Here is a 12632-nt window from a genome sequence, read left to right as displayed (position 1 = left end):
AAGAAAATAATTTAAGTAAAAAAGAGCCACTATTCTACATGTAGAATAGTGGCTCTTTTTGTTCTTAGTGATGTACTAACCGCTAATTGCTGATACTCCCGCAGCCAGTAACCTTAGTATCTTCTCGTTTTGGGCTTCCCTTGTATTCTATGTCACCGGAGCCTGTTACCCGTGCCATTAAATCACCATTACAAACAATAGAGACATCCCCGTAACCCGTGACTTTTGCTTCAACATCGTTCGCCTGTAAGTCAAAGCCATGAAAGTCTCCGTAACCTGTGACACTCGCTTTTAGCTTATTCGTTTTTCCTTTTAAGGTTACATCTCCGAGAACCAGTTACTGAAGCGTCAATACTACTGGCTTCAATGTCTAATACAATATCACCGAGAACCTGAGACCCGTGTTTCAAAATGATTAGCTGTAATCTTATTTTTAGAAACAATATCACCGAGAGCAGACAAGGTCACTTTATCTATCTCCTTAAATGGAATGGTGATGGTGATGGTTTTATTCCAACTTGGTTTTAGACTAATGTTATTTTCGGTTTTTATAATGAGATCACTACCATTAACTTCGGTAATAATGTATCCCAATAAGTTTTCTTCGCCCTCAATAGTGATGTTGCCTTCTTTTCCTTCTACTAAAATAAAGTCCATCCAGCCCGCACACTTAATAGTATCGTAATCATTAGTGCTTCCGGTTATGGTTGTCATTTCTCCATTCCCTTTAATCGTTTTATTACCCCAAATTTGAGCGTTTACGAGCGAGAAGCTACACAATGTAACTGCTAGAACCCATATGATTTTTAAAGGGTTAAGCATAGTGTTTTTAGTGTTTAAGATGTTGTAATTTGTTGTTGAGTTCATAATGAGTCTGTTTTTCGTTGATTGAATGCTTGATGATTTAATTTTTATAAAAAGTTACACTTCCGTATTCAGAGTTAATACGTATCATATTTCCCGAATTTTGAGTTTTATGGTAACCCGTATAGTACTTGTCTGATGATTCAATGCGTTTTTTTGTATATTCGAACCCGTCTTCGTCGTTAAGTGCACCATACTCCAAGGCAATATTGAAATCGAAAACGAAAGCGGGATCATAACCTATTTTAATGCCTACATAATCTGATTCTATCGAAACATGGTTTACGCTTGTATTTAAGCGGTCAATTTTTATAGAACCATAATCAGCATTGATAGAAACGTTTTTATAAACATCCCCTAGTCTTAAGGTTAAATAATCACCATTACCTTTTACATCATTGGCTTTGCTTATAGTTAATCCACCGTAATCACAATTATAAGTGATGTTCTCGGCTATTTCAACAATAGATTTTGAGTAATCGGCATGGATGTCTAAATTATTGGTTTTAGACACTGTAAAGCCACTGTAATCTGCATTTATTTTTCCGCTTTTGATATATTCAAAATAGCAATTGTTGGAGTAATCGAAATTTATAATATTGTTATCTGCCATGAGTTCTTTTGTGGTAATTTTACCATAATCACAATGTAACTCTGCCCGACCTTCTAATTTAGCTAAATTGATGTTGCCATAATCGTTACTTAAATTCACATGGTTCGTTGCTGGAATTTTAACGATATAATTAATTTTCATATTAACATTGTTAGTACCACTGGTCCAGCTGCTCCACCAAGATTTGTCTTTGTTTTTAGAGAACTTGGTTACCGCCGAAACAAAGTCTTGGGTGTTAGAAAAATCGACATCAATTTCGTCTAATTTCTTTTGGACTTTATCTTCGTCATTTCCAGTGGTCGTTATGGTAATTTCAAAAGCTATGGTGTTTTTATCCCAGGTGACTACATCTAAATTACCGTAGCTGTTATTAATTTTTAAAGTGGCATCTTTAGTCACATTAAAAGCCTTTTTAATTGTTTTTTCTTTCTTGTATTTTCCCTCATTTTGATTAGGATCAGTCGTGTGAGCGACTAGTATTAAAGGCAATATATAAAGGAGTAACAACACCTTAAAGTGTAATGCTAGTTTCATTGTTGTTTTGTTTTAAATTTTTAGTTGTTTCTATGTTTTCTAGTACCGATTTTAGTACGTGGATCCTATTCCAAAAGTTATCAATCATGGCGTGAATGACACGCTTGTCGTTTCCACTTTCAGTGAGGTCTGTTTTTAACAGTTTGTATTCTTTTTCAAGAGTTCCCATACGTTTTAATGCGTCAAGGATAAGCACTTCGGTTTCTCGGAGTTCGTTCATTGTTAACTTTTTCTAGCTCCTCACGAATAACAGAAGTAAAAAAACTTTGCGTTTCTGCCATTTCTCGGAGATACTTGAGCCAAACCTTCTACTTGCTGCGTGTTATCGAAATTAAAAGCTAAGGTTACTAAAAGTAGTAACGAAGCAGCAATACCAATAAAAGGTAGAAAAAGATTACGTTTATTTTTAGTCCCTTTTTGCGCACTATTTTGAGCGATTAGTTTTTCTAAAAATCGTTTTTCATGACCACTGTTTGGCACGTCAACATCAAAACGTGTTTGGTGTTTTTTAAAAAGCTGATGTAATTTGTCGTCTTTCATTTGTAGTTCCGCCTAAGCGGTAATCTTTTAATTAGTGTTTTAGATGTCTTTCGATTTCGCTCCTGTTAACATTGAGTTGAATTCGTATTAATGTATTGCGACGCTTTTGCCATCCTCTAATATTCTTAGCAAACCAAGGCTTGCATTTTTTTTCTTAAACTGGTTTTAGCTCTTGAGATGGTTGTTCTACAATTCGCTTGAGACCATTTTAAGATCTCGCTAATTTCTTCATAGTCATACCCTTCAATTAAATGCAAAGTTAAGGCCACGCGATAATTGTCTTTTAAGCTATTCATGGTATCAATAACCTGTTTTGCTTGTATGCTTTTAAAGGCATAATCTTCAGTAAAACCTCCTGGGTCTTCCACCTTATAAAGCACTTCGTCTAAAGACACTTCATCAAACTTTGTACTCTTGTTGTAGTGGTAAATGCTTTTGTTTATAACAATGCGTTTTAACCAGGCTCCAAAAGTTTTAATGTCTTTTAAAGATTTCAATTTTGTGAAGGCTAACAAAAAAGCATCTTGCATGACATCTTCGGCTTCATAACTATCTTTTACAATGCGCAATGCGGTATTGTACATCGCTTTATAATACCTGTTATAGATTTCCAATTGCGCAAATTGGTTCTCTTCTAAGCAGAGTGTTATTAATTGTTCAATATTGTGGTTGGTTAGTGTCAAAAAAAATTAATTTCTATTATAAAGATATAGCTTCCATCTATTTGTTACAGTTTTATATTTTTTTTTTTAAGGTAACGTGCTTAGAGTTATTAGCGACTTTCTAAAAAGCCGAGATTAACAATCAATAGGGTTACTGTAAGAACCATTCCCTCCTAACAATATTTAATTTTCAAGAAAGCAACTTGGCATATTAATTGAACTTTTACTTACATCGAAAATGCCGAAATACTTAGTAACATTTTATAAATCAATGGCTTTCGAAATATAAACAGTTTAATTTTACTAAAAATTCATTGTGATCATAATAAATAAATGACATAATGACGTAAATATATATATGAAGAAATCTAATTTAATGAGTCTAGACAGTTTGTCATTACAGGATTTTGATGAAAATTCAGAGTTAATTCCATTAATGACACCAGTAAGATGAAGAGGAAATAAATAACGAGCAATTACCGTAAACCTTGCCTATTTTATCTTTAAGAAATACGGTATTATTTCCAGGTGTTGTCATTCCTATTACTGCTGGTAGAGATAAATCTATCAAGTTAATTAACGATGCCAATAAAGGTTCTAAGGTTATTGGAGTCGTGTCTCAAAAGGATGAATCTATAGAAGATCCTAAGGCTGGAGATATTAATACAATTGGTACCGTGGCGCGTATTTTGAAAGTGCTTAAAATGCCCGATGGGAATACCACTGTTATCATTCAAGGTAAAAAGCGATTTAGTGTGGCCGAAGTCATTACTGAAAAGCCATACATGAATGCAACCGTGCGTGAAGTTCCCGAGGCGAGACCTGCAAAAAGGAATAAGGAATTTAATGCTATTATTGAGTCTATTAAAGATTTAGCGCTTCAAATAATTAAAGATTCTCCTAATATTCCTAGTGAAGCGTCGTTTGCTATTAAAAATATAGAAAGTGATTCGTTTTTAATCAATTTTGTATCTTCTAATATGAATTTGCCTGTTGCTGAAAAACAGAAACTATTAGAAACAAACGATTTAAAACAAAGAGCGTTACAAACCTTAAAATATATGAATGTTGAACTTCAAAAATTGGAGCTCAAAAATGACATTCAAAGTAAGGTTCAGACGGATATGAATCAGCAGCAGCGTGAATATTTCTTAAATCAGCAACTTAAAACCATTCAAGAAGAATTGGGTAATAGCAATGCTGAGGAATTAGAAGAAATGAAAACGCGAGCAAAAACCAAAAAATGGGATGAGAAAGTATCAGAACATTTTGAAAAGGAGTTGGCCAAAATGCAACGTATGAATCCGCAGGTAGCAGAGTATTCTATACAACGTAATTACTTGGATTTGTTTTTAGATTTGCCTTGGAATGAATTTAGCAAAGATAAATTTGATTTAAAACGTGCTAAACGAATTCTTGATAAGGATCATTACGGGTTAGATGATGTCAAGAAACGTATTATTGAGCATTTAGCTGTTTTGAAATTACGTAACGATATGAAATCACCCATACTTTGTCTTTACGGACCTCCAGGCGTTGGTAAAACCTCGTTGGGTAAATCGATAGCTGAAGCTTTAGGAAGAGAGTATGTGCGTATGTCTTTAGGAGGGTTGCGTGATGAAGCCGAAATTCGCGGACACCGTAAAACCTACATTGGTGCTATGCCAGGACGAATTATTCAAAGTTTAAAAAAAGCAGGAACTTCGAATCCTGTGTTTGTTTTAGATGAGATTGATAAATTGTCTAATTCGCATCAAGGGGATCCCTCGTCTGCATTGTTAGAGGTTTTAGACCCGTAACAAAATAGCGAGTTCCATGATAACTTCTTAGAAATGGGTTACGATTTGTCTAAAGTGATGTTTATTGCTACGACGAATAGCTTAAACACCATTCAACCGGCATTACTCGATAGAATGGAAATCATCAATGTTACGGGATATACTATAGAAGAGAAAGTTGAAATTGGAAAACAGCACTTATTGCCAAAGCAATTAAAAGAACACGGGTTAGAAGACAAGCATTTAAAATTAGGGAAACCCCAAATAGAAAAAATAGTAGAAGGGTATACCCGAGAATCGGCGTGCGTAGTCTTGAAAAGCAAATTGCTAAAGTGGTGCGTTATGCAGCGATGAATATCGCTATGGAAGAAGAATACCACGTAAAAGTAACTAATGACGATGTTGTAGAGATTTTGGGAAGGCCCCGACTAGAGCGTGATAAATACGAAAATAATAATGTTGCCGGAGTCGTTACAGGATTAGCCTGGACACGAGTAGGGGGAGATATTTTATTTATAGAATCTATTTTAACGAAAGGGAAAGGGACTTTAACAATTACTGGAAATTTAGGTAAAGTCATGAAGGAATCTTCTACCATTGCGATGGAATACATTAAATCTAATGCCGATGAATTTGGTATTAACCCCGAAGTTTTCGATAAATACAATGTGCACATTCACGTGCCGGAAGGCGCGACACCAAAAGACGGTCCAAGTGCTGGGGTAACGATGTTAACCTCTTTGGTTTCTTTATTTACTCAGAAAAAAATAAAGAAAAGCATTGCCATGACAGGCGAAATTACACTCCGTGGAAAAGTATTACCAGTTGGTGGGATTAAAGAGAAAATTTTAGCGGCTAAACGTGCAAAAATTAAAGAGATTTTACTGTGTGAAGACAACCGTAGAGATATAGAAGAGATTAAACCGGAATACTTAAAAGGATTAACGTTTCACTATGTTAGTGATATGAAAGATGTGATCAAGTTTGCGGTGACAGACAAAAAGGTGGAGAACGCTAAAAAGCTTTAATAATGAAACTCTTTTTTATTATATTGTTGTCCTTCTTGGGGATGTATGCCAGTGCTCAGAGCACAGATACCTTAGACGTTACCATAGACGATAGACCTGCGAAGCTTAACACCAAAACAGGGAAATTTATATTTACAGACAAAGCAGCGACTAAATCACCTGTTGATAAAGCAAGGGAAGTATCTCAACCCAAAACCTTAAAAAATAATTTACATACCGTTGCTAAAGGGGATACGTTTTATTCTATTTCTAAGTATTACGGTATTAGTATTCCTCAATTAAAGTCTTTAAATGATATAAAGGATAATAATTTAGAAATAGGGCAGCAGTTAAAAATTGGTTACTCTCAAAAAGCCATGGTGAGTAATAGTAAAACGCACACGGTAACGAACGATGATACGCTTTACAGCATTTCCAAGCGTTATACTATTTCTATTTCAGATTTAAAAGGCCTAAACCACTTAAATACAGACGCTATTCATGTAGGTCAAGTGTTAAAACTAAAATAGAAGCGCTTATATGGACCTTACTAAAAATAAAAAAGGCAGATCTACGTTTTAAGATAGATTTAGTTACTTTTGCAGCTTTATGCTAAAAAAAATTGTGCCATTATGTTGTTTGTTTTTTAGCACCTACTGCATTGCGCAGCTAGGCGGACAATCGACCTACCAATTTCTTAACTTAGTAGCCTCACCACGACAAGCGGCTTTAGGTGGTAAAGTGCTCACCAATGTCGATTGGGACGTTACTCAAGGCGTGTACAATCCCGCTACCATTAACGTGGATATGGATAACCAGTTTGCCTTAAATTATACCAGTTATTTAGCGGGTATCTCTTATGGAACCGCAGCTTATGCCTATACTATAGATAGACGCAATCAAACAATTCACGCAGGGGTGACGTATATTAATTATGGTGATTTTGAGGGCTATGATGAAAATGGAGTAGCCACCAGTAATTTTTCTCGAGGTGAAGCGGCGCTATCATTTGGCTATGCCTTACAAATAGGATATTCTGATTTCTATGCCGGTGCTAATTTAAAACTCATTAATTCGTCTTTAGAGCAATACAATTCGTTTGGAGTGGCTACCGATTTGGCAGTATTATATAGCAACGAACGTTTAGATTTTCAAGGGACTTTAGTCGTTAGAAATCTTGGGACGCAAATAACGACCTATGCAGGGCGACGGGAATCGTTACCATTAGAGGTGGATTTAGGCTTGTCTCAAACGTTAGAAAATGTGCCTTTGCGTTGGCATGTGACTTTCGAAAATTTACAACAGTGGCCCATTGGGAATCCTAATCCAGCAAGAGTCACCACCGATTTAGAAGGCAATCAAACCGAAGAGAAAGTGGGGCTTTTAGCTAATGTTGTAAGACATACTATTTTGGGCGCTGAACTCTTTCGAACGCGGCTTTAATATTCGTTTAGGGTACAATTTTAGACGCGCAGAAGAGCTGCGTATTGTGGACCAGCGAAATTTTTCAGGGCTCTCAGTTGGTTTTTCTGTGAAGCTTAATAAAATGCGTTTTAGTTATACGCATGCTAAATATACTGCTGCTGGTAACTCCAACTTCTTTGGGGTGCAGGTGGATTTGAGGTAGCTTATTTTCACCACTCATCAAATTTAAAAGCTTTTAATCGAATAGTTGCTGCGCATAATTTCTATAAGCTCTTAAGATAAACAGCTTATAACTTTCAGGATTTCGATTACGGTTTTAACCGTAATCGAGGCATTTTTATTACACTAGTTTTGCCTCTCAAGAAACGAGCACACGCCTTGAAAAACATGTTTGCTCAAGGCAAACTGCTACTCCTCATTATTCCTTTTAATGTTGAGCCAAGGGGGTTACTATGGCATGACTAACCAGTAAAAACGAATCTTATTAAATGAACCAAAACTTTCAATTAAAACTCAATTTTGGGCTACTGCTCATCACTGTTATTTGCTGTTTTACAAACTGTGAGAAAGACTACCTCGAGCAAGAGTCTTTAAAAACCATTACTCCATCGAAATTTAGAATTAAAACCTTAAACAAGAAGGATGTAGAAGCCAATGTGCTCCTTGCAGATAAAATTCTAAAACTGAACTCCAAATCGGATGCCAGTACCATCCAAAACAAAGAAATTTACAATACTGATTATAGTTTTACCATCGATACAGATCAGGTTAAACACATTGAAAATGTAGCGACTGGGTATCATTCTTATACCTTTGGTATTATAAGAGATACTATTACGAATAATAAAGTAGAAAATTTATTGTTATCTTTAAATGCAGACAATGAATATAATGCCTATATCGTGCAATACGGTTTTTCAAAAGCAGAGTATTTGAATTCAGATAGCACTCTTTTAAACTCTAGCACAACAACTTATATACCAATAGATTTTGATTTTAGTGTTTTTGCGGATGGTGAATTGGCAAAGGATTACCGGATGCCGGAACTACAGTGTGATTTTCATTGGGAAACCAGTACAGTAGATGATAACGAAGGCCAGTTAGTTGGTGAGACTTCTAGTTCCAGTCAGACTGTTTTAGTGGCAAGTAATTGCCAATATGTTTCTAGTGGAGGCTCCGGAGCACCTGGCAATGAAGATGATGATTACTCAAACACGGGCACTACTGACTCAGAAGGTACTTCGGTACGGGAGGCGGTGTTGGCGGTACTGACCCCACGGGCACCAATACAGATCCGTAACTTGAAGAAAACCCTTGTAAAGACGTTGAATGTGAGGAAATAGTGACTGCTCCTGTTTTAGTTGAGAATGAAGATGACCCGTGTGATATTTTAAATGGATTGATTAATGATACTAAGGTAATAAATGCTATTAACAATTTAAAAGCTAAAACCCAAGGAATACGAGAATATGGTTACGAAATTGAATACAAGTATGATAGTAATGCTGAGGCATATGCCTATGACCCAATTTTAAAAACATCCGGAAATGAATTGTCTGTTAGCTTAGCAATTGGAGGTTATATCCAAGGACATGCTCACAACCATCCTAAAGCTGCTTTATCCCTTCCATCATGGGGGGGATATTAGGTTAGCCTTTATACAGGAAAATAATAATATAGCGTTTAATGATGGTAACATATATAATATTACAGTGGTAAAAGACCCTGAACATATTGATAATAGTATCGTTTATGCAATTACCTTAAATGATTTGAATGCATTAGAGACACAAATAGCTCTTGAAATGAATAAACCCAAAATATTAAAAGAACTGGATACTTTAAAAAAAATTGAAAAGATAAATAAAAACTTTGGAAGAAAGTTTAATTCAGTCGAAGACAATGCAGATGATTTAGAAACGAAATTTTTGGAAGTTTTTGCCGATTATGGTATAACATTTTACAAATTGAATGAATTAACTAACAATTGGGAAAAGCTAAAATTAGAGAATAACACTTTGAATGTAGAACCTTGTAATAATTAAAAAAAAATGAAAACGATAAAACTACTTATATTATTAACCATTGCACTATTTAGTATACAGTGCAAATCACAACAACTAATAGTCAATTTAGAAGATCATGATGGTTCAGCGATTGTACACTCCTATTATAAAGACTCAAACAATTTATTAACTCCTTTTGTTGGGATCTGGGTTTTTGAAGATGGCACAACCTATTTTAAGCTAATCCTTGAAAAGAAGACTATGGTAAATGCAGGGGATCATTTTGAAGATTTACTAATAGGAGAATATCAATATAAAGAAAATGGAGTAGAATTAGTAAATACATTAAACAAATTAACTGATACATTACCTAATGAATATCATCACAGTATTGATGGCAACTACGTGAATACACGGCATTCGCCTTTTTATGATTTCACCACAGATACTTTTTGGATTGATTTGACTATGAGCGAACCTAATGGCAGAAGCTCTAGTCTAGGCCTAAGAAAAACAACTGTAAATGGTCAGTCAGCTATTCAAGTATTTAAGCGAGGCAATATGTTAGTATTAGCACCTGGAGATCCGGAACCTGCACCTTCCGTGATACCAAATGGGTTTTATTACTTATTAGCACAATAACAACTACCTATATACCCACGTCTAACTAAATAGCAGTTAAGAGCTAAACGGTTTAGTTTACTTCTTTCCTGCTATCTTTGTTTTAAGCCTAAAAATGGCGCTCCAATCTCTAAAGCAAGAGAATTGTTTTTAGCCATTTCAAAAAATTAGAGTAGTACTACTACCTATGCCAATGGTACAATAATACGAAATATGGGTAGTGGTCATTTTATGATATGCAGGTCAGTTTCAGAATGTCCATCATTGATTAATACTTATGCAAATAATACTAATATTCCCTTAACAAAGGAGAGTTTTAGAACGGAATTATCTCAAAAAATTGAAAATTTTATCAATACAAAATTTATGAATACAGTAAATAGCATGCTTTCTGATAATGGCTATAGCCCTTTGTAAGAATAATTAATAATAGCTTATAATGAAAAGAAGACCGAGAGATTATCCTATACTATTTTATGTCATAAGATCAATTAACATATTTTGTGTCTTAACCTATTTTTTTTTTATGGTTAATGACATGATTTACATATCTATATATTTGTTGGTTTTCTTTTATATTTGGATATTAATTATTCTTTCTATTATTGAGATTGGGTTTGTTATTAATGGTGACAAAGCATTATTTAACACCTATAAAAAAACAAATATTTTTTTTATAGTTATTTATTTTTTAACGATTATTATCGTTCTTTATCCTTTTATTACTTCGCTATTTAAGAAACTTTTCGGATAAAAATGAAATAAAATATTTTTATAAGTTTGTAGATTAGGTTTTCAAGAAGAGAATTAGCGTCGAAACAACAAAAGCATAAATAAAATCAAGTGATATGTATTTTTAACAGTTTAATACCATTTGCCTTTCAATTATTGAGATTAACATTTTCCGGAGTAAGTATTCAAGTCTTCATAGAAATAATAGAATGATGAGAATATTCATAAACGAATGTTGTTTGCTAATTATGTAAGTATAATATTCTATTTTTGTACCATAAATTACAGGATGCAAAAAATAACCATAGCCATAGACGGGTTTTCGTCAACAGGAAAAAGTACAGTAGCCAAGCAACTCGCAAAACATTTAGGATATGTTTATGTCGATACTGGTGCCATGTACCGCGCCGTGACTTTGTTTACCATGCAGCAGGGGTTTATAGATGAAACTCATTTTGATGTTAATGGACTAGTTGAAAAATTAGGAGACATACACATAACGTTTAAGTTTAATCCAACTTTGGGTTTTGCAGAAGTGTATTTAAACGGAGTAAATGTAGAAAAAGAAATCCGTACCCTAGAAGTATCGAGTTACGTGAGTAAAGTAGCAGCCATTCCGGAGGTACGCTACCAGTTGGTAAAACAACAACAACAAATGGGCAAAGACAAAGGGGTGGTTATGGATGGTCGCGATATTGGGACGGTGGTCTTTCCTTATGCAGAACTTAAACTATTTATGACGGCCTCTGCCGAAAAGCGCGCTAAAAGACGCTATGAGGAATTGATTGAAAGAGGCGATGAGGTGCATTATGAGGACGTGTTGCGCAATGTTCAAGAGCGCGATTATATAGATTCTAACAGGGAAGATTCGCCGTTAGTGCAAGCCGATGATGCAGTAGCCATCGATAATTCCGACCTGACTTTAGAAGCGCAATTTACTAAAATTTTAAACTTAGTTGAAATGACTTTTGAGGGTTTGGAATAAGTTTCTTTTCTCAGTTTTAGAATAGAAAATGATTAGGTATTAGGAGAAAGGGCAATAAGGCGTGGTGTGTTAATTGGTTTAATTGACTTTATATTTATGATATTGCCACACTACACTCACTAAAACGATTTCATTTAAAAAAAAAAGCGAGCCAACATCATGTCCACTCGCTTCAACAGAAATGCGCTATTAATCCCTACAAATTCGGGATTATTAATTGTTGATCTGGGTGAATAACATCGGGATCCTTTAAAATATCTGTATTGGCCTTAAAAATAGCATTGTATTTTCCTGCGTTTCCATAATACTGCTTGGCAATGGCGCCTAAGGTTTCTCCGCTTTTTACGGTATGCCTCGCAAAAACGCTGGTATCAGCAACTTTAATATCAGCAACGATATCGCTAGGTTTGTTGCCTCCAATTGCTTTTATCTCGTCCCAAAGTAGGTTTTTTTCATATTGGTTAGCAGCAGTTCCTTTAACTGTTAACACACCATTAGACTCAGAAACGTCTCCGTTTTGAATGTTTAATTTTTCTCCTAAATCAAGGACTCCTTGATATTTAGCTCTCACCATAATACGTTATTTTTAATATTAAACTTATAGTTTAAAGATAGTCAATTACCACTCAATTTTTAGATTTGTAATTTTGATTTTGTACACAATTAATAACTTATTAGTTTAAATGTACTTCAGCACCGATGAAACACATTTCAATAATATGCTTATTAGCTTGTTTTCCGAAGTATAAGTTTTTTATTTCAAATTAGGGAATATAGTTAAAAAGTAGTATTTTTGCACTCCTTTTTAGCGAATAGTAGGAAGATAGAAAGGGTTAAAACAAATCAAAATCTAACACTTCTGTGG

Annotated in this window: 13 protein-coding genes and 2 pseudogenes; 8 read left to right on the top strand and 7 right to left on the bottom strand. The window is 34.7% G+C overall.

Going from position 1 to position 12632, the window contains the following annotated elements; genetic code table 11:
• Positions 1-190 precede the first annotated feature (190 nt).
• The 6 genes and pseudogenes from N7U66_RS04375 to N7U66_RS04350 form a co-directional block, all read right to left on the bottom strand.
• Positions 191-337: pseudogene (locus tag N7U66_RS04375) on the bottom strand (GIN domain-containing protein); the annotation flags it as partial.
• A 44-nt stretch (positions 338-381) separates the two neighbouring features.
• Positions 382-867: a GIN domain-containing protein gene (locus tag N7U66_RS04370; RefSeq protein ID WP_267677474.1), complete on the bottom strand. Its 486-nt coding sequence runs from the start codon at positions 865-867 to the stop codon at positions 382-384.
• Between the two features lie 37 nt (positions 868-904).
• On the bottom strand, positions 905-2011 hold the full coding sequence (locus tag N7U66_RS04365; protein ID WP_267677473.1) for a hypothetical protein: 1107 nt from the start codon (positions 2009-2011) through the stop codon (positions 905-907).
• Complete coding sequence (locus N7U66_RS04360) at positions 1989-2231, bottom strand: hypothetical protein (RefSeq protein ID WP_267677472.1); 243 nt, start codon at positions 2229-2231, stop codon at positions 1989-1991. The genes N7U66_RS04365 and N7U66_RS04360 overlap by 23 nt, the downstream gene beginning before the upstream one ends.
• Positions 2232-2251: 20 nt before the next feature.
• Positions 2252-2551 carry a hypothetical protein gene (locus N7U66_RS04355; RefSeq protein ID WP_267677471.1) on the bottom strand — a complete coding sequence of 100 codons (300 nt, stop codon included), beginning with the start codon at positions 2549-2551 and terminating at the stop codon, positions 2252-2254.
• A gap of 125 nt (positions 2552-2676) precedes the next feature.
• A complete protein-coding gene (locus tag N7U66_RS04350; protein WP_267677469.1) occupies positions 2677-3234 on the bottom strand; it encodes an RNA polymerase sigma factor in 558 nt (185 codons plus the stop codon).
• A 337-nt stretch (positions 3235-3571) separates the two neighbouring features.
• On the opposite strand from N7U66_RS04350, the pseudogene lon reads away from it, so the two are divergent.
• The 8 genes and pseudogenes from lon to cmk all read left to right on the top strand — a co-directional run bounded on the left by lon (position 3572) and on the right by cmk (position 11767).
• Positions 3572-6019 (top strand): annotated as a pseudogene (gene lon, locus N7U66_RS04345) (endopeptidase La).
• 2 nt (positions 6020-6021) lie between these two features.
• Positions 6022-6528 (top strand): LysM peptidoglycan-binding domain-containing protein, encoded by a 507-nt coding sequence (locus N7U66_RS04340; RefSeq protein WP_267677468.1) that lies wholly within the window; start codon positions 6022-6024, stop codon positions 6526-6528.
• A gap of 79 nt (positions 6529-6607) precedes the next feature.
• On the top strand, positions 6608-7441 hold the full coding sequence (gene porQ / locus N7U66_RS04335; protein ID WP_313791413.1) for a type IX secretion system protein PorQ: 834 nt from the start codon (positions 6608-6610) through the stop codon (positions 7439-7441).
• Positions 7442-7911: 470 nt separating this feature from the next.
• Complete coding sequence (locus N7U66_RS04330) at positions 7912-8766, top strand: hypothetical protein (protein WP_267677467.1); 855 nt, start codon at positions 7912-7914, stop codon at positions 8764-8766.
• The gene (locus tag N7U66_RS04325) at positions 8766-9071 is read left to right on the top strand and encodes a hypothetical protein (protein ID WP_267677466.1); all 306 of its coding nucleotides are present in this window, start codon (positions 8766-8768) and stop codon (positions 9069-9071) included. The genes N7U66_RS04330 and N7U66_RS04325 overlap by 1 nt, the downstream gene beginning before the upstream one ends.
• Entirely contained in the window at positions 9016-9468 is a 453-nt protein-coding gene (locus N7U66_RS04320; RefSeq protein WP_267677465.1) for a hypothetical protein, read from the top strand. Before N7U66_RS04325 ends, N7U66_RS04320 begins: the two co-directional genes overlap by 56 nt.
• A 6-nt stretch (positions 9469-9474) precedes the next feature.
• Positions 9475-10071 carry a DUF6705 family protein gene (locus N7U66_RS04315; RefSeq protein ID WP_267677464.1) on the top strand — a complete coding sequence of 199 codons (597 nt, stop codon included), beginning with the start codon at positions 9475-9477 and terminating at the stop codon, positions 10069-10071.
• 1000 nt (positions 10072-11071) lie between these two features.
• Entirely contained in the window at positions 11072-11767 is a 696-nt protein-coding gene (gene cmk / locus N7U66_RS04310; RefSeq protein WP_267677463.1) for a (d)CMP kinase, read from the top strand.
• A 196-nt stretch (positions 11768-11963) separates the two neighbouring features.
• Here cmk and N7U66_RS04305 read toward each other — a convergent pair whose 3' ends face one another.
• Entirely contained in the window at positions 11964-12341 is a 378-nt protein-coding gene (locus tag N7U66_RS04305; protein WP_267677462.1) for a LysM peptidoglycan-binding domain-containing protein, read from the bottom strand.
• Positions 12342-12632 lie beyond the last annotated feature (291 nt).

It is taken from the genome of Lacinutrix neustonica (genome assembly GCF_026625145.1).
GTDB lineage: Bacteria > Bacteroidota > Bacteroidia > Flavobacteriales > Flavobacteriaceae > Lacinutrix > Lacinutrix neustonica.
The sequence above is the reverse complement of the archived record's forward strand: the minus strand, read 5'-3'. Positions and strand labels throughout refer to the sequence as shown.